We start from the raw sequence: 21,957 nt of genomic DNA, 5'->3' as shown, positions 1-21,957 counted from the left end.
ACATGGATTCATGTGATCGGGAAGGAATCGCTCAAAATAAAAACGTTGGAGCAGGTTCTCATCGAAAAAGTCTGTCAACTTTTTCGGAACCTGCTCTAAGCTGACCGCAGCAACCGCGCGGCGAAGAAACCGTCGATTCCGGCAAGGCGCGAATCTTCATTCGGCCAGTAATGCGGAAACGTGCGCAGATCGCCGTCGCCGCTGATAAACTCCTCAGAAACGCCCTCCCCTGGATCGATCGGCATGCGCCGGAAATCCGGATTGCGGCGCAAGAACGCGGCGATCTGCTGTTCGCCTTCCTCGGGCTCCAACGAACAGGTGCAATAGACGAGACGGCCGCCGGCGCGCGTGAGTAGAGCCGCGCGATTGAGCAGCTTTGTCTGCAAGGCCGCGAGCGTTTCGATGTCGCCCGGCTTCTTGGTCCAGGGCACGTCAGGATGGCGCCGGATCGTGCCCGTCGCCGAACAGGGGGCATCGATTAAGATCGCGTCGAAAGGCGGCGCCTGATAGGCGGCGGCGTCGCCGACAGCGACTTCCGCATGCAATTGCAACCGCGCGAGATTGGCGGCGAGGAGCTTCAGGCGCTCCGCCGAACGATCGAGCGCGACCACATGCGCGCGGGCAAACGCCATTTGCGCCGTCTTGCCGCCCGGCGCAGCGCACATGTCGAGCACGCGCTCGTCAGCGCGAGGCGCAAGCAGGCGCGCCGGCAAAGCAGCGGCGGCGTCCTGCACCCACCATTCGCCCTCGCTGTAGCCAGGAAGCTCGCTGATCGGCGTGCGCGCGCGCAGCCGCACGGAGCCTGTCGGCAGCACGACGCCGTCGAGCCGCTTCGCCCAGTTCTCTGGATCGTCTTTCACTGAAACGTCGAGAGGCGGCTCCAGCATGTGCATCGCCGAGATGGCGCGCGCTGTTTCTTCGCCGTAATGTTTGCGCCAGCGCTGCATGAGCCAGGTGGGCGCGTCATATTCGCCGCTTGCTGCAACCTCCAAGAATTCGTCGCGGCGTCGTACGAGATTGCGCAGCACGCCATTAACGAGACCGCTGAAGGCGGCGGTTTTCGGTTCAAGCCGCGCGGCGCGCACGGCAAGATCAACGGCGGCATGATCGGCGGCGTCGAGAAACAGGATTTGCGCGGCTGCGCCGATCAGCGAATGCTCGAGGCGCGAAGCCTGGCGCGGCAGCCCTTTTTCGAGGAGTTCGCCGAGCGCGTAGCGAATGACGCCAAGGCGCCGCAGCGCGACCGTGACGATCGAGCGCGTGAGCGCTACGTCGCGGGCGTCGAGTCCGGACAAGCGCGAAGGAACGGCGTTCGCGGCGAAACATTCGTCGAGACGATGGCCGCCCTGCACAATATCGCCAATGATGTTGGCCGCCGCGAGACGCGTCGGTAATCCGGGGATCTTCGCCGCTTCGGCCTCTCGCACCGCTTCGGCAGGCACGAAGCCTTGCCGCGACGCTTGACGCGCCGGCGCACGCGCCGATTTGGTCCGAGCGGAATATGATCTACTATCGCTATTCGCCAAACGGCTTCTCCCTTTGCGAATCATAGCACAATAGACGTTACGGCGTGCGACGAATGCAAAGAGACGGGCCGTGTCGAAGACAAACAACCCATTAAGATCAAGAGACCGGCGCGCTGAGCTGCCGCCAGCCGCGCGACGCGCATTGGCCGAAGCCGAGGCGAGGCGCCGTGAGGGCGCGAAACGTCCTGCGCCGCCCGAAGAAATCGGCGGCCGCGACGGACCGGATCCCGCACGCTACGGTGACTGGGAAGTTAAAGGAATCGCGAGCGATTTTTAATTCTGCTGCGTCAGCCGCCCGTTCCGGAGATCTTCTGAAATGAAAAAAACATATGCATGTTGCGGACTGCTTATTGGTCTGATGCTCTCCGCCGCGCGGCTCGAACCGGCGCAAGCGCAGAGCCTCGATCTCGCGTCGAGCAAGGTCGTCGACCTCAGTCACGCTTTCAACGCCGAGACTATCTATTGGCCGACCTCGCCGTCTGGTTTTGAACTGACGGTTCTGCACAAGGGGCCGACGAAGGCGGGGTTCTTCTATTTCGCCAACGCCTTTTGTTCGCCCGAGCACGGCGGCACGCATCTCGATGCGCCGATGCATTTCGCAGAAGGCCGCTGGACAAACGCCGAAATTCCCGTCGAACGCTTCGTAGGGCCGGCGATCGTGATCGACGTCGCCGCCAAGGCCGAAGCGAATCCAGACTATGTATTGACAGTCGAGGATATCGCCGCCTGGGAGGCGGCGCATGGCCGCATTCCGGACAAAGCCATCGTGCTGCTGCGAACCGGCTGGAGTTCGCGCTGGCCCGACAAGAAGGCCTATCTCGGCGACGACACGCCGGGCGACGCGACCCATCTCCATTTCCCGTCTTTCGGTCCTGAAGCGGCCGCTTGGCTTGCGAAAGAACGCCATCCCAATCTCATCGGCGTCGACACGGCGAGCGTCGATAACGGTCCGTCGCAGGAATTTCTCGTCCACAGGATCATCGGCGCCGCCAATATCGGCGGCCTCGAGAATCTCACCAACCTCGACCAATTGCCGCCGACCGGCGCGATCGTCGTCGCTTTGCCAATGAAGATTGAAAAGGGTTCGGGCGGCCCGGCGCGCATCATCGGGCTCACGCCGCGCTAAGCGCAGGTCACTTCAAGCCCGTCGCGCGCAGGAAGGCGAGCGCGCGCGACCAGGCGTCCTTTGCGGCGTCCGCCCGATAGCTCTCGCGATAGTCGGCAAAGAACGCGTGCGGCGCACCGTCATAGACGATGATCTCGGCTGGCGCGTGCGCCCGCTTGAGACGCTCGCGCATAGCCTCAATCACGTCAGCAGGAATGCTCGGATCGGCGCCGCCATATAGCCCCAGCGTCGGCGTCTTGATCTCCGCGGCCACGTCGATCGGCCAGCGCGGCTGCGCCGGCGTATGCGGCCCATCGAGGCGCCCATACCAGGGAATGCAAGCGAGAAGCATAGGATTGTGGGCTGCATAGAGCCAGGCGATGCGCCCGCCCCAGCAAAATCCGCTGATCGCGGCGCGTTTGGCGTCGCCGCCTTTCGATGCGGCGAAGGCGAGAGCTTCGTCGAATGTCGCCATCGTCTCTGAATCGGGAACCTTGGCGACGATGGCGCGAATGGCCTCTATGTCCGGCGCCTTCTGCGGGTCGCCGTAGCGAATGAGGAAGTCGGGCGCGATGGCGATGAATCCAAGCTTGGCGAAGCGCCGCACGACGTCGCGAATATGCTCGTGCAGCCCAAAAATTTCCTGCGCGATCAGAATGATCGGGAGCTCGGCGCCGTTTTGGGGGCGGGCAAAATAGGCCGGGGCCCCGTTGGGCAGCTCCGTCATGCCCGCCTCCAGGCCCTCCGCGTCCGTCACGACGGCGCTGGGCGAAGGCGCGCCCGCCGCCTGCGCAAACCAGGCCGGGTTGGCTAAAGACGATGACATGCGGCCTCCAGAAAAGCTGAGCTTGGAGATTAGCTATAAAAGACACGGGCCATGTCCAGCGGACCTTCGGCCTCTCGCGGTGAAGTTCTAATGGCGAATAATGCCATGGCCCTGGAACTTGGCGTCGCCAATATCACGCCGCCACAGCGACTTCTCATTGCCCGGAAAAGCGCGTATATCGCCGCACCGTATCGGCGACCCCCGCCGAAGGAGAGGAATCCTTGCTCCTACCCGTGCTCGTCCCGAGCGGGCGCCCTCTTGCGACAGCGTCGACGAGAGGCGCGTCGGGTCCCATTAAGGGAAATATCCTATGACCCAGCGATCCGACGCCAGTCCCGCCCCGGGCGGCGATGGGACGCAAGTTCACGCGCATCACGGAGACGAACGTGCGCGCGGCGGCGTTATCGGGCTCATCATTGGCTCGATCGGCGTCGTATACGGCGACATCGGCACGAGCCCGCTGTACGCGCTGCGTGAGTCGCTAGCGCACAGCGTGAAGGCGGACGTCGTCACTGAAGAAGCGGTTATCGGCGCTATTTCGCTGTTGATATTCGCACTGATATTCACCGTGACAATTAAATACGTCGTCTTCCTCATGCGCGCCGACAACCGGGGAGAAGGCGGCATCCTTTCCTTGATGGCGCTCGCACAATCCGCGCTCGGCGGAGGTTCTGCGCCTGTCTTTTTGCTCGGCGTCGCGGGCGCTGCGCTGTTTTCTGGCGACGCTATTATCACGCCGGCGATTTCCGTCATGTCGGCGATCGAGGGCTTGGAGCTCGTCACGCATCGCTTCAGCGAATTCGTGTTGCCGATTACGATCTTCATCCTTGTCACGCTGTTTTGGGTGCAAAGTCACGGAACAGCGCGCGTCGCAGCCTTTTTCGGCCCAATTATGATTACGTTCTTCCTTAGCATCGCAGTGCTTGGCGCTTCGCACATCGCCGATGCGCCGCAAGTGCTGACCGCCTTCGACCCTCGCGCGGGCGTCCGCTTTCTTGTCAGTCACGGATGGCTGGGATTTGCGGTGCTTGGGTCGGTCTTCCTGGGCGTGACCGGCGCCGAGGCGCTCTATGCAGATATGGGCCATTTCGGCCGCTTTCCTATCCGCTTCGCTTGGCTCTCTTTCGTGCTGCCGGCGCTATTACTAAACTATCTTGGTCAAGGCGCTCTGATACTTTCCCGTCCGGAGGCGATCGACAATCCTTTCTTTCACATGGCTCCGGATTGGGGATTATTGCCGCTCGTTATCTTATCGACGCTCGCCACAGTCATCGCGAGTCAGGCGGTGATTACAGGCGCTTTCTCGATTGTTAGGCAAGCGATCCAACTCGGACTTCTCCCTCGTCTGGAGATAACGCACACCTCCGCCTCTCAAGAAGGGCAAATTTACATCGGCCGCATTAACCGGCTATTGCTTATCGGCGTTTTGTTGCTCGTCGTCGCCTTCAAAAGCTCTTCCGCCTTGGCGTCCGCATATGGCATCGCGGTCACCGGCACCATGGTGGTCACGACTGGGCTCGCCTTTGTCGTCGTGTGGCGGAAATGGGATTGGCCGCTATGGGCTGCGTTGCTACTCATTTCAGCGTTCCTCGTCGTCGACCTGGCGTTTCTTGCGGCGAACCTTATGAAGGTCAAAGACGGGGGTTGGGTGCCATTGGCGCTTGGCGGTTGCGCCATGATCGTCATGTGGACCTGGACACGCGGCACGCGGCTTCTCGCGGAAAAAACACATCGCGACTCGATACCTCTCAGGGAGTTGATCGCGATGTTGGAGAAGTCGAAACCGACGCGCGTGCCCGGCACAGCGGTCTTTCTAACCAGCGATCCGGCCGTCGCGCCCGCCGCGTTATTGCACAATATCAAGCACAACAAAGTCCTGCACGAGCGGGTGCTGGTGATCTGCGTGATGACCGAAGACCGGCCGCGCGTCTCGCCGGAAAAGCGCTTTGAAATCGAGAGGCTCTCGAACGATTTCTACCGCGCCACGCTCCACTATGGCTTCATGGAAAGTCCACGCGTCCCGGCGGCGCTCGCCGCCATGCGCAAGACCGGGTTCAAATACGACATCATGACCACGAGCTTCTTCCTGGGAAGGCGTTCGATCAAGGAGAGCGCCTCCTCGGAAATGCCGGGGTGGCAGGACAAGCTCTATGTCGCGCTCACCCGCCAGGCCGCCAACGCCACGGACTTCTTCTCGATCCCCTCCGACCGCGTCGTGGAATTGGGAGCGCAGGTGACGATTTAACGCGCGCGAAAACAGTGGACGGGACGGCCTGTTCGGCCCTATTGGAGCCCTAAGGTCCGCCGCAGCCAATCGATCGGACTTACAGCAAAATCGCGCCGACTCACCAAGGACCTCTGTCGCTTATGTCCACCCGGATCGATGATCGCTTCGCCGCTCTCAGGAAAGAAGGGCGCGCCGCTCTCGTGACCTTCGTGATGGCGGGCGATCCAGATCTGGCGACATCGCTTGACATCTTGAAAGGCCTGCCGAGGGCCGGCGCGGACGTTATTGAAGTGGGCATGCCCTTCACCGATCCTATGGCGGACGGGCCGGCGATCCAGGCGGCGGGGCTGCGAGCGCTGAAGGCCGGGACCACGCTCAAAAAGACCCTAAAGCTCGTCGCCGACTTCCGCGCCGGAGACGACGCCACCCCCCTCGTCCTGATGGGCTACTACAATCCGATCTATGTTTACGGCGTCGACGCCTTCCTGCGCGACGCCCGGGCCGCCGGCGTGGATGGCCTCATCGTCGTGGATCTGCCGCCGGAAGAGGATGCGGAGCTCTGCGTCCCCGCCCGCGACGCCGGGCTGAACTTCATTCGACTCGCAACGCCGACGACCGACGACAGGCGGCTTCCTAAAGTGCTCCAAAATACAAGCGGCTTCGTCTATTATGTCTCGCTCACCGGCATCACCGGCGCGGCGCTCGCCGACTATGCCGGCGTGAGCCAGGCGGTCGCTCGCATCAAACGGCACACGGGACTGCCGATCGCCGTCGGTTTCGGCGTCAAGAATGCGGAAAACGCCGCCGAGATCGCCCGCAACGCCGATGGCGTCGTGGTCGGGACGGCGCTGGTCGAAGCGCTGAAAGCCTCGCTCGACGCGGAAGGCCACGCCGGTCCTTCGAGCGTCAGCGCGGTAACGGGCCTCGTCGCCTCGATCGCCGAAGGCGTGCGGGATGCGCGACCCAAGCGCGGCGTGTTGAGCTGGTTGACGAGGCTCGTGTCATGAACTGGTATTCGAACGTCGTCCCGCCAAAGATCAAAGCGCTGATCAAGCGCGAAGCGCCCGAGAATCTCTGGGTGAAATGCCCCGAGAGCGGTCAGCTCGTCTTCCATAAGGACATCGAGGCCAATCTCTACGTCGTGCCCGGCTCGGGCTACCACATGCGTTGTCCGGTCGAGACGCGGCTCGCCAATCTCTTCGACGACGGCCAGTGCGAATTGCTTCCGACGCCGGAAGCGCCGCTCGATCCGCTGAAGTTCCGTGACATCAAGCGCTATGTCGACAAGCTGAAAGAATACCGGACGAAGACTGGAATGACGGACGCCGTCACTCTCGCCTTCGGAAATCTCGAAGGGTCTTCCGTCACCGTCGCCGTTCAGGATTTTGAATTCTTAGGCGGATCGCTTGGCATGGCGGCCGGCGAGGCGATCATCGCGGGCTGCGAACATGCGCTCGCCAAGCGCACGCCATTCGTGATCTTCACGGCCTCGGGCGGCGCGCGCATGCAGGAGGGAATGTTCTCGCTCATGCAGATGCCGCGCACGACGATCGCCGTGCAGCGCCTGCGCGACGCGCGCCTGCCCTATATCGTCGTACTGACCAATCCTACGACGGGCGGCGTCACCGCGTCCTACGCCATGCTTGGCGACGTGCAGATCGCCGAGCCCGGCGCGATCATCGGCTTCGCCGGCGCCCGCGTCATCGAGCAGACAATCCGGGAGAAGCTTCCCGAAGGATTCCAGCGCGCCGAATATTTGCGCGATCACGGCATGGTCGACATGGTCGTGCCGCGCCAGGAGATGCGCGAGACTCTGGCGCGCCTGTGCGGTTTGCTGACCAAGTCGCCGCCGCGGCGCGCCGCCGCCTGACATCGCGAGGCGCGGCCGCAATGGATCAGCACGACGCGATCCTGTCGCGACTGCTTACGCTCCATCCAAAGAAGATCGATCTGTCGCTCGGGCGCACCGAGCGGCTGCTCGCAGCTCTGGGACGTCCCGATCTCCGACTGCCGCCGATCATTCACGTCGCCGGCACCAACGGCAAAGGTTCGACCATCGCGTTTTTGCGCGCGATGCTCGAGGCCGCCGGCCAGCGCGTGCATGTCTACACGTCCCCTCATCTGCTGCGCTTCAACGAACGTATCCGTCTAGGCGCCGACGGCGGCGGTAAGCTTGTCGACGATGAGCGTCTGAACGCTGCGCTCGAGCGTTGCGAACAGGCGAATGCCGGACAGCCGATCACCTTCTTCGAGATCACCACGGCGGCGGCTTTTTTGCTCTTCGCCGAAACGCCGGCCGACTGGCTGCTGCTCGAAACAGGTCTCGGGGGGCGTTATGACGCGACGAATGTCATCTCTCAGCCCAAATGCACGATCATCACCTCGATCTCGCTCGATCATCTCGAATTCCTCGGCGATACGGTTGAAAAGATCGCTCACGAGAAGGCGGGCATCCTGAAGAAGGGCGCGCCGGCCATCATCGGGTTCCAGTCGGAGCCGGTAGCCAGGGCGATCGAGAGAGAGGCGCTGCGCGTCGGCGCGCCGCTGATCGTCGCCGGGCGCGACTTCGACATTTCCAATGAGAACGGCCGCCTCGTCTATGAGGACGAACACGGTCTGCTCGATCTGCCGCTGCCTCGGCTCGCTGGACGCCACCAGCATGAAAACGCCGCCGGCGCCATCGCCGCCCTGCGCGCCGTCGCGCTGGAGATTCCGAACTCGGCGATCGAAGCTGGGCTGACGCGCGCCGAATGGCCAGCGCGACTGCAGCGCCTCACACAAGGCCACATTGTCGATCTCGCGCCGTCTGGGTCCGAGGTCTGGCTCGACGGCGGCCATAATGAAGACGGGGGACGCGTGTTGGCCGAGGCAATGGCCGAGTTCCACGACAAGTCGCCGCGCCCGTTGGCGCTGATCTGCGGCGCGCAGACGACCAAGGACATTCGCGCGCTGCTCAAGCATTTCGTGGGGCTCGCGCGCGAGGTCGTCGCCGTGCCGGTCGAAGGAGAACATAAGAGCTGGCCGCCAGATGAGGTTGCGAGCCTCGCCAGGGCGGAGGGCATCCCCGGCGCGGCGGCAGATGGCGTTGAGGAAGCGCTGAAGCTCCTTTCGACGCGCAGCTTCGACGCGCCGCCGCGCGTGCTCATCGCAGGCTCGCTCTATCTCGCCGCCTCGGTGCTGGCCGCCAACGGTTCGGTCATCGACTAGGCGGGATCTTGGCCGAGCAGATTTCCGGCGTCCGTAATAGTGTATATGAACGAACGCGGCGATCGTCGTTTCCCCGGAGCTTGAGTTTATGACCGTGATGTTGGCCAGCGTTCTTTCGCGCGAAGAGGCGGAGATCGCCCTGTCGCGCGGCGCCGACATCATCGACTGCAAGGCGCCCTCGCGCGGCGCCCTCGGCGCTCTGCCGCTCGACTCGGTCGCGGAGATCGTCGCCTTCGTCGACGGCCGTCGGCCGGTGAGCGCGGTGGTGGAGCTGCCGCATGACGTCTCGCATGCGCTGCGCGCCTTTGAAGAGGTGGTCGCCGCGGGCGTCGACTATGTGAAATTCGCCCTGCCCGCGACGCCTGACGCCGTCGAGATCATCGATGCGCTGGCGCCGCTAACCGCGAAAACCAGACTCGTCGCCGTGCTCTTCGCCGATCTCGGCCCCGAGTTTGATATTCTCGAGCCGCTGGCCGGGGCCGGCTTTCATGGCGCGATGCTCGATACCGCGCATAAAGGCAAAGGCCGACTGCTCGACTATATGAGCGTCAGGGCGCTCTCCGAATTCGTCGCGCGCTGCCGCAATCTCGGGCTCGTTTCGGGCCTCGCCGGCTCGCTCGAGCCTCCAGACGTGCCGCGCCTGCTTGTCACTGGCGCGGACGTGCTCGGTTTTCGCGGCGCGCTCTGCGCGCATGGCGACCGTCGGGCCGCTATCGACGCTCGCGCCACGAGTCTGATCCGCGACCTGATACCTGCCGCGAGCGGGGCCCATGTCGCGTTTCACGCCGAATGGGCGTTCCTCGGCCGCGGCTATATTGAACCTCCAGGAGCAAACGACACCGATTCCGTATTCCTTAAAGATTACATCGCGCCCGTGGAGATCGGCGCCTATGCCCATGAACACGGCCATACGCAGCGCGTGCGTTTCAATGTCGAAGCGGAAGTGACTCGCGTCAATGGGTCCGACGACATGCGCTCGATCTTTTCTTACGATGTGATTATGGACGCGATAAAGATGATTCTCGCCGGCGGACATATCGAGCTTGTCGAAACGATCGCCGAGCGCCTCGCCGAGAGCGTGTTGCTGCATGAGCGCGTGCGCGCGGTCACTGTGCAGGTTGAAAAACTTGACGTCGCGCCGGGCGCTGTCGGCGTGAGGATACGGCGCGCCCGCGCTCATGAAGAGGCGCGCCGCTTACAGCCAGCGCCGATGCGCATCGATGCCGTCAAATAGCGCGCCTCTCGTCGTCAAATTCGGCGGCAGTCTGCATGCTTCGCCGGCGCTCGGCGATTGGCTTACGGCGCTGAAGCGCTGCCCCAGGCCGCTGACGATCGTCCCCGGCGGCGGACCTTTCGCCGACGCTGTGCGCGCCGCACAGTCGGCAATGCGCTATGACGAGAAAACCGCGCACGCCATGGCGGTTCTCGCAATGGAACAATATGCGCTTGCGCTCGCGAGCCGCGACTCCACGCTGGAGCTCGCCGACTCTCTTGACGCGATCCAAGCGGCCCAGGCGCAAGGACGTATCGCGCTTTGGCGGCCGAGCGCTATGGTCGCCGCGGCCGACGACGTTGCGCCCTGCTGGGGCGTCACCTCCGACAGTCTCGCCGCCTGGCTTGCAAAAAAAACGCGCGCCGGCGCGCTGCTTCTGATCAAAAGCGTCGATGTCGGCGACGGCGCCTCGCTGAGCGAGATTATACGCAAGGGCGTTGTCGATCCGGCGCTTCCGGATTATCTCGATGGGACGCCGCTCTTCATCGCCGGCCCCTCGTTTCTCCCGCGCGCCACGGCGGTTCTTGCCGACGGTATGCTGCCGGGCGCAACCATTTCAACTTTTCCAACGCGGAAGTCCGCCTAATGACAAAAAAGAAAGTCGTCACGCCGCGCTGGGGTTGGGCGCTCACCGGATCCGGACATTTCTTCACCGAATGTCTCGACATGATCCGCACGCTCGATCACGTCGATCTTTTTGTCAGCAAGGCGGCGGCTGAAGTCGTTCGCATGTATAAGCACGATCTCGCGCTGCCGGAGAATGTGCGCATCTTCAAGGACACGACGGCGAGCGCCGCGCCGGTCGGCAATTTCTATTACAATTTTTACCACACGCTGGTTCTCGCGCCCGCGACGTCGAACACGGTGGCGAAATGCGTCGTCGGCATTTCCGACAATCTTGCGACGAATGTCTTTGCGCAGGCCGGCAAATGTCGCGTGCCGACGATCGTCTTCGCCTGCGACACCGCGCCCGAACTCGAGACGCGCGCGCCCAAGGGCATGGTGATGGTCTATCCGCGCCGCATCGATCTGCAGAACACCGATGCGCTGAAATCCTTCGAAGCGACGCAGGTCGTGGAAAGCCTCGCGGCGCTGCAAGAAGCGGTGGAGCGTCGCCGCCGCGAGGTCGAGCCGCAACCCTAACGAAGGCTCCTCATGAGCGAGCGCCTGCTGTTCCTCACCGGCCACCTCGCTTTGCCGCGGTTGGAGCGAATGGTCGCGAGCTTCGGCGAAGCGGCGCGGCAATGGCGAATTCACGATATCGGCGTGAAGGTCGCGGCGCTGATGACGCAAGAGATCATCCAGCGACGTCTGCCGCGGCCTGTGCAGGCCGACCGCGTGATACTGCCCGGTCGCTGTCGCGCCGATCTCTCCGCGCTGACCAAGGACTTCGGCGTTTCATTCGAACGCGGACCGGAAGAGATTGCGGATATCCCCGCCTATTTGGGACGCGGTGGCATGAAGCCCGATCTATCACACTACGATATGCAGATCTTCGCCGAGATCGTCGACGCGTCAAAAATGAGCGTCGCGGATATCTTGGTCAAAGCGCGCGAACTCGTCGCCGCCGGCGCCGACGTTATCGATCTCGGCTGTCTGCCGGATACGCCTTTTGCGCATCTTGAAGAAACGATCGAGGCGCTCAAGGCGAATGGTCTGAAGGTGAGCGTCGACTCGGCCAATGTGGCCGAGCTTGAACGCGCAGCCAAGGCCGGCGTCGATCACCTCTTAAGTCTCGACGAAGAAACGCTTTCGATTCTTCCCGACAAATCTCCCATCGTTCCGATTTTGACGCCTCGACCGCACGGCGATCTTGATTCGCTCCAGCGCGCGGCCCGGCGCGCTCGCGAACGCAGGATCGGCGCCATTCTCGATCCAATCCTCGATCCTATTCATTTTGGCTTCGCGGCCTCGATCGCCCGTTACGTCGAACTGCGCGCCCGCGAGCCTGACGCCGAGATCATGATGGGCACCGGCAATCTCACGGAACTCACCGACGCCGACTCGGCCGGCGTGACCGCTGCGATGCTCGGCCTATGCTCCGAGCTCGATATCCGGCATCTGCTCACGGTGCAGGTTTCGCCACATACGCGGCGGACTCTGCAGGAGCACGACGCGGCGAGACGGCTGATGTTCGCGGCGCGCGCCGATCGCGCTTTGCCGAAAGGCTACGGCGACGCCCTGCTGCAGATACATGACCGCAAACCCTACGCCGCAACGCCGGAAGAGATCGCCGAGCTTGCGCGCGAACTGCGGGATACTAATTTCCGAATAGAGACGACCCAAGACGGCGTGCACATCTACGCCAAAGGGTTTCACCACGTCGCGGCTGACGCAATGGCGCTCTTTCCGCATCTTGCCGTCGAACATGACGGCGCGCACGCCTTTTACCTTGGCGCAGAATTGATGAAGGCCGAGATCGCCTACAAGCTCGGCAAGCGCTATCGTCAGGACGAGCCGCTCGACTTCGGAGTCGCGACGGACATTAACGAAGAGGACGCGACCCGTTTCAAGGAAATGGGTCACACCATGCGCAAAGCGGGCGAAGGACCTGCGAAAGATGCCTCTGATACATGAATGCGTCGTCACGACGCTGTCGCCTGAAGGTCGACCGCATATCGCGCCGCTCGGATTGATCGAGGAACACGGTTACTGGATCGCGGCGCCGTTTCGTCCCTCCTCGACCCTCCTCAATCTCACCCATACTCCAAAACTGACGGCGAGCTTCACTGACGACGCGCGAATTTTTGCGGGCCTCGTCACGGGATGCCGCAACTGGCCGCTTACCGATATCGAAGGCTGGCCGGCGCCGCGCCTTTCCGCAGCGCTCGCGCACGCTGAACTCATCGTCGCGCGCGTCGAGGAGCACGAATTGCGGCCGCGTTTCTTTTGCAAAGTGAGACGAATTGAGTCGCACCGCGCCTTTCTCGGCATGAATCGGGCGCGCGCCGCCGTGCTCGAAGCGGCCATTCTCGCGACGCGGCTCGACATGCTGCCGCGCGAGAAGATCGAAAGCGAACTCGCCTATCTGCAGATCGCCGTCGACAAAACCGCCGGCCAGGCGGAGCGCGAAGCCTGGGACATGGTGAGGGCGAAGATCGATGCGCATATGAACGACGTCAAGGCAGGCGTGGCGCAGTAGGCGGCGCGACATTTTCCTTGAACGAGCTACGGCTCTAAAAGCAACGCGAGCGCTGAAGCCGGCGCGCAGTTCGCCGCTTTGTCAGCCAAAGCCGGAGGCGCGGCGATCAAATCGGCGAAATCCAGGAATGTCCGGCGTTGCGCCTGCGCCAGGCGCGCAGCGAGTTTGCGGCCGACGCCTGCGCCGACGATCGGAGCGTCGAACGCGACGGCATCACGTGACTGGAGCAAGGCAATCTGATCTTCGATGACGCGCAGTTGCGCGCGTGCGAGATATTGCGCGAAGGCGCGCCATTGCGCGTCGGTCAATTCAGCGGCGTCGCGCCCAGTAAGACGCGCAAGCCGTGCGCGCGACGCCGCAACCGTCTTGGGCCGCCCGTCCGCCGTCGGCGAAAGGTCCGCGTCTGTTTCGCCTTCAGGAAGATCGCCGAGAACGCGCCGCACGTCGGCCATCGACGCGAAGGCCTCGTTAACGAGCGGCGTCCATCGCCCGGCGACCGGCGCGCGCGCCGCATAGGCCTGAGGCGCGCCACGCGAAAATCCGGCGTAGGCCAGTTCGCCATAAGCGAGGCGCTCGGCGTCACTCACGCCAAGCGCCGCGACGCGGCCGGCGCAAAGCGGCGTCAGGTCTGTCGTCGTCGATCCGATGTCAATGAAAAGCGCATCCGCGCAATGACGTGCAACGAGTTCGGCAGAGGCGCGCCAATTGGCCGAAGCGACGGCGTCGACGTTCGCGCCAACCTCGTCACGCGTGATAAAGCCGCGTTCGCCGGCGTAGAAAAGGATGTCAGACGCGCCGGTTTCACGCGCGGCGATCGCGGCGACTGCAATGACTCCGCGCGACCTGCTTTCGAAGGCGTCGGAGAGCTCCGCCGTCATTGTGACGCGATGACGTTCGACGTCGCCGAGCGCCGCGCGCGCCTCGCGCAGCGCTTGTTCGAGACTGGCGACGCTTTCATGCGGAGCGCAGGCGATCTGAACGACCGCTGTGAGGCGGCCGTCGTCCGCGCGCGCCGCCTTCACATGCGCGCCGCCGATATCCCAGCCGATGACCGCGGCCACGCGCTTCTCCCAAAAGAAAAAGGGGAGCCGCGCGGCTCCCCTTCAAACTCGAAGATGTTCGCGCGACTCAGTTCGGCGCGAAGGGGTGCTTGGCTTCGTTGCGCTTGGCGACGACTTCGGAGGCCTTCGGCTCGCCCTTGACGGCGCGCGCAATCGCTTCCTTCGTCGCGGTGTAGTTGTAGTCCTGGATCTTCTTGTCGTCGTTCGCGTCCCAGTGAATGAACACGCCAACCGAAATGAAGATGTCGTCGGCCTCGTCGACCGGGATCACGCCCTCGGCCACCGAATCGGCGACCGCCTTGGCCACGCCATGCTGCGCCGGGCCAAACATCTGCACCGCCTGCTTGGCGCCCTTGATCGTCACCTTGTTAAAAAGGATCGTGTTGGGCTTGCAGAGCAGGTTCGGGGCGACGACCGCGAGCAGCGTCGTGAAGCCGTCCTTATTGTTGACCAGCGCATTGGCGAAGGCGAGCTCGGCCGCCGAGCCGCGCGGACCCATGATCAGGTCGATATGCGCAACTTCGTTGCCGTCGCCGACCAGCGACTCGCCGACCAGCATCTTGTTGATCACTGCCATGTGTTTTTCTCCCAGAATCCCGGCGCCTGAAATTTTGACAGGCGCGCCACGCGAGCCGCACACGCGCTGCGTGCGGCGATGAGAAGCCCCGCAAGCTTCGCTCGCGGCGCGGACTCAACCATTTTTGCGCGTCCTTGCCAAGGCGGAGCCTGGCGAGCGCGCGAGACGTCACACGAGTTCGCGGGCCAGCGCGAAGGCGTGACGGAAGTCGAGACAAAGCGGCGCGTCGGATGTCGCCATTTTTTTGAAAAGGCCTGCTTCCGTGCCGTATTTGATGTTGCCGATCGCCAGCGCCCCAATGCCGAGCGCGCCATGCGGCGAGATCACGACGCCATTGTCGTGCAGACCGCAGCCTTCGACGCCGAGCGGCGGCACCGCGTTGACGTCGGCGGCGATCAGAAGATCCTTGGCGGCGGCGAGGTCTTCCTTCGAAAGCACCTGCACGCCGGCGCGCGCCGCGCACAGCGCGATTTCATGCTGGCAAAGCAACGAGCGCACCTGCTCAGGGGTGGAGCCGTCGGCAGGCGCCACCTTGATGTTGAAGCGCTTGCACATCTCGTCGGCAAGCTTCGCGACACGCTCGAGGCCGCTATAGCCGACGATGGTGACCTGAGCGCCCTCAAGCGCCGAGATGACCGCGGCGGAATAGCCGACAACGCCTGTGGCCCCATAGATGACGACTTTCGAGCCCTTGAGCTCGCGCTGCTTCTTCTCGCGCAAAACCTTTTCAACGCAGGCGACCATCGCGCCGGCGGTGGTGAAGGAGCCGTAGGGATCGGCGAAGAGCGACACTTCGAAAGGCTTGAGCAGCGCTTTCTTGGCGGCGTCCATCATGTCGAGCGCAAGCACGGCGTCGCGGCCGGCAAAGAAAATGCCCGTGCGCAGCGCCGCGGAAGGCGCGCGGGAAAACATCGCGTCCTGCACGAGCGCGGTGACTTCATCGAGCGTGACATTGGTGTAGGGAATCGCCGCGTCATAGCCGGCGTCGAGGGCCATATTCACGTCGAAGGGGCTCATATGCTTCAACGTGCTGAGCATGTGCAGAATCGCTTTGGCCATTGAATTTCCCCAACCTTTCTCTCGATTTTCGCGTCTTACGCGGCCAAAAGGCGACGCGCGCGGCGGGAGATGGTCTCCAGCCCTTCGGTTTCTCAATGATTCCCGGCAAAAGGAACGGCGCACGGTCGCGCGCCCTCGGCCTCGCCTGGAGCGATGGAGGCTTAGAACCCAGAACGGAGCCGATGTCCAGAGGCGTGTGCGCCGCAGCGTGCAATGGCAGGCGGGCGCCCGATCGCCCCGCGCGCCGGTTGACGGCGGCCGCGCTTTACCTCTATAAGCGCCCGCAAACGAGGCTCGGCGCATCGGCGTCGCGCCTCGCTGTCTTTTTCACCCTCCGCTGGCGAATAAGGCGCAAGATGCGCCGGCCTGCGCATGGACGAATAGAGCGAAAGGAACATCCATGTCCCGCCGTTGCGAGCTCACCGGAAAGGGCGTGCAGTCCGGGCATCTCGTCAGCCACTCGAACCGGAAGACGAAGACCCGCTTTCTGCCCAATCTCGTCAATGTAACGCTCGCCTCGGAGGCCCTGGCGCGCTCAGTGCGGCTGCGCATCTCGGCGGCGGCGCTGCGTTCGGTCGAGCATCGTGGCGGACTCGACGCCTTCCTGGTCAAGGCGAAGAGCGAGGAGCTGTCGCAGAACGCCCGCGCGCTCAAGCGCGAAATCGAGAAGAAGCAGGCGGCCGCGAGCGCCTGATCCGTTTCTTCCCGCTTTAGAAAAGCCCTGCGCCGAACGGCGACGGGGCTTTTGTTTTTTTGGCGCCCTCATCCTTGTCGCAGAAAAAGGCGCGCATCCCTTCTCCCATAGGGAGAGGGAGCGCGCTGTAGCTATGCACCGCCGAACTTTCTACGAACATAATCGGCGACAATGCCGATGACGCCGATACGCTTGATCGCCACCCAAAGCTGGGGGCCGACAGAGTTCAGCGCAGCGGCCCGATACCGCCACCGGGCACGGGAAAGCGGCATGCCAGCATTTATGTCACTGCGAAAATCCTCGTCCAAGCACTGCAAGAAGCTAGTGCGATATTTTGGCTTCGCGAAAAGGCCAACAAGAAATTCAGCAAGAGCTGGTGGATTGTGAATCTTCTCACGGCCATCGATCGCCAAATCAGTAGCGCACTGAAAGACGGCTGCGATCTTCTGAAAACTAGGTATCGGGCATGCCCATGTAATCCCCACTGCAACAGAAATCGAAGCCAAAGTGCTCAACCCGAAGGCCCGACATCCAAGACTGACAACAGCGTAGACAAATAGGGAAAATACAAATGTCCAAAGCCGCGGGGACGGATGTCTTGCAATCGCTACCGTCTCAACCGCCACTGGAACGCGGCGCATGATGAAGATAATCCTGTCAAGCATAGGCCCAGGTCCCTTCAATCTCGACGCCGTCACGCATTGCATCAACTGCGCGCAGGGACGCCTGTAAAGCGGCCTGTCCCAGCGCAGTGACGGTGAAATACTGTTTCTTCCGCCCGCCACGCGCGGCAGTCGCCTCCCCCTCTCGAGAGGCGATGAGACCTTTGTCTTCCAGACGCTCCAGTACGGCGTAAATCGAGCCGAAGGAATATTCGCGATCCGTGCGCTTCCTGATTTCATCGCGGATCGAAACGCCATAGGCGTTGGGATGCTGAATCATGATGGCGAGCAGGGTCTGCTGCTCGGCGGTCGTCAGCTCAGGAATTTTGGACAAGAAACGCTCCACGATTCGATTTCTTCGTAAAGATAGAAGAAATAGGCGCGGCGTCAAGAGCGCGAATAACAAACCAGTGCGCCCTCTCCCTCCCCTTTACGGGGAGGGTGGTTCGCGAAGCGAACCGGGTGGGGTTCAAAACGGTCGTAGCATCCCCCCACCCGCTCGCCTTTGGCGAGCGACCTCCCCGCAAGGGGGAGGTATGAACGCCCAGCGTCCTTGGGTTACCCCCGCACATCCGGCGGCGTCGCTTCGTCGGCCAGCAGCTTCAACGCCTCGTCGAGCGGCAATTGCGTCTGCGCCTGCGAGCCAAGCCGGCGCATCGAGATCGTGCGCTCCGCCGACTCCTTCTTGCCCGCGACAAGCAGCACGGGAACCTTCGCCAGCGAATGTTCTCGCACCTTATAGGTGATTTTCTCGTTGCGCGCGTCGACCTCGACCGCAAGCCCGAGCTTGCGCGCCGCCGCGGCGACCTCATAGGCGTAGTCGTCGGCGTCCTGCGTGATCGTGCACACGACGATCTGCAGCGGCGACAGCCATAGCGGCAGATGTCCGGCGTAATGCTCGATCAGAATGCCGGTGAAGCGTTCGAGCGAGCCGAAGATCGCGCGATGGATCATCACCGGAGTCTTCTTTTCGCTGTCCGGACCGATGTAATAGGCGCCGAAGCGCGACGGCAGGTTGAAGTCGACCTGCGTCGTGCCGCATTGCCATTCGCGGCCGATCGCGTCGCGCAGCGTATATTCGAATTTGGGGCCATAGAAGGCGCCCTCGCCCGGATTAATGCCCGTCTTGATGCGGCCGCCCGAGCGCTGTTCGATCTCGCTCAACACCCGCGCCATGATCGCTTCGGCCTGATCCCAGGCCTCGTCGGAGCCGACGCGCTTTTCCGGACGCGTCGAGAGCTTCACGACGACTTCCTCGAAGCCGAAATCGGCATAGGTCGAGAGAATGAGATCGTTGATCTTGAGACACTCTTGCGCCATTTGCTCTTCGGTGCAGAAGACATGCGCGTCGTCCTGCGTGAAGGCGCGCACGCGCAGGAGACCATGCAGGGCGCCAGACGGTTCATAGCGATGCACGACGCCGAACTCCGCCATGCGCAGCGGCAGATCGCGATAGGACTTCAGGCCATGTTTAAAAATCTGGATATGGCCCGGACAGTTCATCGGCTTAATGGCGTAAAGCCGATCTTCGTCCGTCTGTTCGCGCGCGGGCTGCGAGACGAACATGTTCTCGCGAAACCACTCCCAATGTCCCGACGTCTCCCACAGCGACTTGTCGAGAAGCTGCGGCGCATTGACTTCTTGATAGTCCGCCTTCAGGCGCCGACGCATGTATGAGATGACGTTCTGGAACAGCGCCCAGCCCTTCGGGTGCCAGAAGATCGCGCCGGGGCCTTCCTCCTGAAAATGGAAGAGGTCCATCTCGCGTCCGAGCCGCCGATGGTCGCGCCGCTCGGCTTCCTCCAGGCGGTGCAGATAGGCGTCGAGTTCCTCCTGCGTCGCCCACGCCGTGCCGTAGATGCGCGACAGCATGGGATTATTGTGATCGCCGCGCCAATAGGCGCCCGCGACCTTCATCAGTTTGAACGCCGTGCCGACTTTGCCGACGGAAGGCATATGCGGCCCACGACAGAGGTCGAGCCATTGACCCTGCTTATAGATCGAGAGCGGCTCGTCGGATTTGATGGCGTCGATGAGTTCGCCCTTGAAGACTTCGCCCTTGGCGAGAAACCACTGCTTGGCGTCGTCGCGACTCCATACTTCGCGCGAGATTTTAGCGTCACGCGCGACGATCTCGCGCATCTTCTTTTCGATTGTGGGCAGGTCTTCGAGCGTGAAAGGCTCGTCACGATAGAAATCGTAATAGAAGCCGTTTTCGATCACGGGACCGATCGTCACTTGCACGCCCGGATAGAGCTCCTGAACGGCCTCAGCCAGGACGTGCGCGGCGTCGTGCCGAATGAGATCGAGCGCACGCGGATCGTCGCGCGTGACGAATTCGATCTTCGCGTCGCGCTCGATCGGACTTGCGAGATCGACGAGCGCGCCGTCAAACGTCATGGCGACGCTGCGTTTGGCGAGAGAGGGAGAGATGCTCTTGGCGATGTCGACGCCCGAGACGCCGGGCTCGAACTGACGGGACGCCCCGTCGGGGAATGTGACCGCTATCATGTTGTTCTCCTGACGCGCTCAATCGCCGACACCAATCGGCGTAAGTCGCTTTGGATGGACGGCGCTTTCATAGCGCCGAGCGCCGGCGAAGGCAATCGGAAGCGGCGCCATGGCGCTTGGCGCCTGTGCAGAAACGCCCGCGTGCGTTGACAAGCCCGTCCGAAGTCGGTCCGATCAGCCGTTCTTTGGCGCAAGCGGTCCGGATGTCCCTCGCGATGACCCCGGGCGACCTTGTGTTGCCGGAAGGATTTCTGTCCATGGTCGAACGGGTCGCTGAACGCGACATGGAGAAAGACATCGCATCATCGCGGCGCGCCATGCGTCGGCGAGACGTCGCGCGCAAGATCTTTCTGCAGGTTCATCGAACCATCGGGCTTTTCGCGGGAGCAGTGTTCGTTCTCGTCGGGCTCAGCGGCGCCATTCTCGCGTTTCGGGAGAACATCGATGAATGGCTGAACGCTCCGATCATGCGCGTTGATGCGCCCGCACAGGCCTCTTACCGCTCGCTCGACGAAATTCTTGCAGCGGCGATCGCCGCCATGCCGCCGGACGGCAAATTGGAGAGGCTCACGATGCCGCGACATCCGGGCTCGGCCGCGGCGATAATCTATATGGTCGAGACGGACGACTTAGACACCGACGTTTTCGAGATGTTCGTCGATCCTTACACGGCGAAGGTCAAAGGGCTGAGGCTTTATCTGCATAACGAAAGGATATTTTCGCAGCCGCTCGTCCCGATCATCATGGCCTTCCATTGGACGCTGCTGCTTGGAGCGAACAATGCCTATATCCTCGGTTCGGTCGCCATCCTTCTTTTCATCTCCATCCTCATTGGAATTTATCTGTGGCGCCCGCTCAACGGCAACTGGCGATTGGGTTTGAAGATCAAATGGCGGGCGAGCGCAGAGAGGCTTGTCTACGACATACACCGTAGCGTCGGCATTTATTGCGCCGCCCTTCTGTTGGTCACGCTGTTCACTGGGGTCGCCATGATCTTCAAACCGGCGACGCGCTCGGTCACGACTTTGTTTTCTCCCGTGCGCCAAGACCCGGATTTTGGAAAATCGACTCTGATTGCTGGCCACGCGCCGATCGGCGTCGGCGAGGCGGTCGCGTCCGCCGACAAGATTTTCCCCGATGGAAAGCTCCACTGGATTCTCCTGCCGAGCGCCCCCACTGGCGTTTATGTCGTCGGCAAGCAATCAAGCGACGAGCCCAATCGCACCAAGACGTACAGGAACGTTGGCGTCGACCAGTACAGCGGACAGGTTCTTTACGTGCAAGATCGCGACGCCTTCACCACGGGCGAGAAATTCCTTGAATGGCTGTTCCCGCTGCATACGGGAGAGGCGTTTGGCGCCGTAGGACGTTCGGTGGTTTTGATGGTTGGACTCGCGCCCCTTACGCTCTACGTAACCGGCTTTCTGCGGTGGCGGCACAAGCGGCGGGCGCGAAAGCGCCCCACGAACCTGCACGTCATTTGACCCGAACGCAGACGGCCGTCACTGCCCGACGAAGATCGGCATATCGATCGTATCCTCGGCGTTCTTCGCCTCGCCGAAAGCGAGTTTTAGAAGGTATTTCCCCTTGTGAGCGACCGTTGCATCCAAAGTCACAAAACCGCTTGAATGCGGCTGAGATGGCAGAGCATTTATCTGTTTAAGACCGCCGTCAGGCTCATATCGATAGAAGGAAAGCGCGACAGCTTCGTTTCGCGCTTCTTTTTCCATGAGCGTCACGGAAAAAATGACCTTCCCCGTGCCGGGCACGCGGTCGCAATACTCGTCATATTTGCTCAAATCATCCGTGGCTCCTCCGGCGCTTTCTTCCGAATCCGGCAGGAAGTATGTCGTAAGGTGCACGGAGTAGAAATCGCTGACCCCAAGGCATTCCGATATGGTGCGATCGCCAGCCTTCACGGCGGGCTTCACCGTATGCGCCTTCCAAAAGTCATCGACATATTGAGTGAAGGCCGGACCCCATAGCTTATATGAAAAGGCCGCGCCGTTGACGCCGACGAGCAGAAGGATGCCCACGAAAATCATCAAGTTCAAACGGCCCGGACTCATCGCTTGCGCTTCCTTTCT

22 protein-coding genes are annotated in these 21,957 nt (G+C 62.3%); 13 read left to right on the top strand and 9 right to left on the bottom strand.

Going from position 1 to position 21,957, the window contains the following annotated elements:
- Positions 1–95: 95 nt before the first annotated feature.
- The gene (locus FEV16_RS01095) at positions 96–1,442 is read right to left on the bottom strand and encodes a transcription antitermination factor NusB (RefSeq protein ID WP_138165766.1); all 1,347 of its coding nucleotides are present in this window, start codon (positions 1,440–1,442) and stop codon (positions 96–98) included.
- 154 nt (positions 1,443–1,596) lie between these two features.
- Between FEV16_RS01095 and FEV16_RS01090 the strand changes: the two genes are divergently transcribed.
- Complete coding sequence (locus tag FEV16_RS01090; protein WP_138165765.1) at positions 1,597–1,803, top strand: DUF1674 domain-containing protein; 207 nt, start codon at positions 1,597–1,599, stop codon at positions 1,801–1,803.
- Between the two features lie 39 nt (positions 1,804–1,842).
- Positions 1,843–2,652, top strand: a complete 810-nt coding sequence (locus FEV16_RS01085) for a cyclase family protein (RefSeq protein ID WP_138165764.1) — start codon at positions 1,843–1,845, stop codon at positions 2,650–2,652.
- A gap of 7 nt (positions 2,653–2,659) precedes the next feature.
- On the opposite strand, the gene FEV16_RS01080 is transcribed toward FEV16_RS01085, so the two are convergent.
- Positions 2,660–3,457, bottom strand: coding sequence for a dienelactone hydrolase family protein (locus FEV16_RS01080; protein ID WP_138165763.1), 798 nt, complete (start codon positions 3,455–3,457; stop codon positions 2,660–2,662).
- Between the two features lie 310 nt (positions 3,458–3,767).
- Between FEV16_RS01080 and FEV16_RS01075 the strand changes: the two genes are divergently transcribed.
- The 9 genes from FEV16_RS01075 (at position 3,768) to FEV16_RS01035 (ending at position 13,306) form a co-directional block, all read left to right on the top strand.
- Positions 3,768–5,702, top strand: coding sequence for a potassium transporter Kup (locus FEV16_RS01075; protein ID WP_138165762.1), 1,935 nt, complete (start codon positions 3,768–3,770; stop codon positions 5,700–5,702).
- Between the two features lie 122 nt (positions 5,703–5,824).
- Positions 5,825–6,691 carry a tryptophan synthase subunit alpha gene (trpA, locus tag FEV16_RS01070; RefSeq protein WP_138165761.1) on the top strand — a complete coding sequence of 289 codons (867 nt, stop codon included), beginning with the start codon at positions 5,825–5,827 and terminating at the stop codon, positions 6,689–6,691.
- Complete coding sequence (gene accD, locus FEV16_RS01065; protein ID WP_138165760.1) at positions 6,688–7,554, top strand: acetyl-CoA carboxylase, carboxyltransferase subunit beta; 867 nt, start codon at positions 6,688–6,690, stop codon at positions 7,552–7,554. The genes trpA and accD overlap by 4 nt, the downstream gene beginning before the upstream one ends.
- 20 nt (positions 7,555–7,574) lie before the next feature.
- The gene (locus FEV16_RS01060; protein WP_138165759.1) at positions 7,575–8,891 is read left to right on the top strand and encodes a folylpolyglutamate synthase/dihydrofolate synthase family protein; all 1,317 of its coding nucleotides are present in this window, start codon (positions 7,575–7,577) and stop codon (positions 8,889–8,891) included.
- A gap of 88 nt (positions 8,892–8,979) precedes the next feature.
- Positions 8,980–10,125, top strand: a complete 1,146-nt coding sequence (locus FEV16_RS01055; protein WP_138165758.1) for a (5-formylfuran-3-yl)methyl phosphate synthase — start codon at positions 8,980–8,982, stop codon at positions 10,123–10,125.
- Positions 10,112–10,750 carry a uridylate kinase gene (locus FEV16_RS01050; protein ID WP_138165757.1) on the top strand — a complete coding sequence of 213 codons (639 nt, stop codon included), beginning with the start codon at positions 10,112–10,114 and terminating at the stop codon, positions 10,748–10,750. Before FEV16_RS01055 ends, FEV16_RS01050 begins: the two co-directional genes overlap by 14 nt.
- Positions 10,750–11,307 (top strand): flavoprotein, encoded by a 558-nt coding sequence (locus FEV16_RS01045; RefSeq protein ID WP_138165756.1) that lies wholly within the window; start codon positions 10,750–10,752, stop codon positions 11,305–11,307. The genes FEV16_RS01050 and FEV16_RS01045 overlap by 1 nt, the downstream gene beginning before the upstream one ends.
- 12 nt (positions 11,308–11,319) lie before the next feature.
- Positions 11,320–12,741, top strand: a complete 1,422-nt coding sequence (locus FEV16_RS01040; RefSeq protein ID WP_138165755.1) for a DUF6513 domain-containing protein — start codon at positions 11,320–11,322, stop codon at positions 12,739–12,741.
- A complete protein-coding gene (locus FEV16_RS01035) occupies positions 12,725–13,306 on the top strand; it encodes a DUF447 domain-containing protein (protein ID WP_138165754.1) in 582 nt (193 codons plus the stop codon). Before FEV16_RS01040 ends, FEV16_RS01035 begins: the two co-directional genes overlap by 17 nt.
- A 26-nt stretch (positions 13,307–13,332) precedes the next feature.
- Here the strand turns inward: FEV16_RS01035 and FEV16_RS01030 are convergent, their stop codons facing one another.
- The 3 genes from FEV16_RS01030 to FEV16_RS01020 form a co-directional block, all read right to left on the bottom strand.
- Positions 13,333–14,367, bottom strand: a complete 1,035-nt coding sequence (locus FEV16_RS01030; RefSeq protein WP_138165753.1) for a hydantoinase/oxoprolinase family protein — start codon at positions 14,365–14,367, stop codon at positions 13,333–13,335.
- 67 nt (positions 14,368–14,434) lie between these two features.
- Positions 14,435–14,944, bottom strand: coding sequence for a formaldehyde-activating enzyme (fae, locus tag FEV16_RS01025; protein WP_138165752.1), 510 nt, complete (start codon positions 14,942–14,944; stop codon positions 14,435–14,437).
- Between the two features lie 168 nt (positions 14,945–15,112).
- Positions 15,113–16,003 (bottom strand): NAD(P)-dependent methylenetetrahydromethanopterin dehydrogenase, encoded by an 891-nt coding sequence (locus FEV16_RS01020; RefSeq protein WP_138165751.1) that lies wholly within the window; start codon positions 16,001–16,003, stop codon positions 15,113–15,115.
- A 400-nt stretch (positions 16,004–16,403) separates the two neighbouring features.
- Between FEV16_RS01020 and rpmB the strand changes: the two genes are divergently transcribed.
- On the top strand, positions 16,404–16,697 hold the full coding sequence (gene rpmB / locus FEV16_RS01015; RefSeq protein ID WP_138165750.1) for a 50S ribosomal protein L28: 294 nt from the start codon (positions 16,404–16,406) through the stop codon (positions 16,695–16,697).
- 131 nt (positions 16,698–16,828) lie between these two features.
- Here rpmB and FEV16_RS01010 read toward each other — a convergent pair whose 3' ends face one another.
- The 3 genes from FEV16_RS01010 to thrS form a co-directional block, all read right to left on the bottom strand.
- Complete coding sequence (locus FEV16_RS01010) at positions 16,829–17,362, bottom strand: hypothetical protein (protein ID WP_138165749.1); 534 nt, start codon at positions 17,360–17,362, stop codon at positions 16,829–16,831.
- The gene (locus tag FEV16_RS01005; RefSeq protein ID WP_138165748.1) at positions 17,355–17,693 is read right to left on the bottom strand and encodes a PadR family transcriptional regulator; all 339 of its coding nucleotides are present in this window, start codon (positions 17,691–17,693) and stop codon (positions 17,355–17,357) included. The genes FEV16_RS01010 and FEV16_RS01005 overlap by 8 nt, the downstream gene beginning before the upstream one ends.
- Before the next feature lie 224 nt (positions 17,694–17,917).
- Positions 17,918–19,870: a threonine--tRNA ligase gene (thrS, locus tag FEV16_RS01000; protein WP_138165747.1), complete on the bottom strand. Its 1,953-nt coding sequence runs from the start codon at positions 19,868–19,870 to the stop codon at positions 17,918–17,920.
- A 203-nt stretch (positions 19,871–20,073) separates the two neighbouring features.
- Between thrS and FEV16_RS00995 the strand changes: the two genes are divergently transcribed.
- Entirely contained in the window at positions 20,074–21,354 is a 1,281-nt protein-coding gene (locus tag FEV16_RS00995) for a PepSY-associated TM helix domain-containing protein (protein ID WP_246657108.1), read from the top strand.
- A gap of 18 nt (positions 21,355–21,372) precedes the next feature.
- Here FEV16_RS00995 and FEV16_RS00990 read toward each other — a convergent pair whose 3' ends face one another.
- The gene (locus tag FEV16_RS00990) at positions 21,373–21,939 is read right to left on the bottom strand and encodes a hypothetical protein (RefSeq protein WP_138165746.1); all 567 of its coding nucleotides are present in this window, start codon (positions 21,937–21,939) and stop codon (positions 21,373–21,375) included.
- Positions 21,940–21,957: the final 18 nt, after the last annotated feature.

It is taken from the genome of Methylocystis sp. B8, assembly GCF_005771425.1.
Taxonomy (GTDB): domain Bacteria; phylum Pseudomonadota; class Alphaproteobacteria; order Rhizobiales; family Beijerinckiaceae; genus Methylocystis.
The sequence above is the reverse complement of the archived record's forward strand: the minus strand, read 5'-3'. Positions and strand labels throughout refer to the sequence as shown.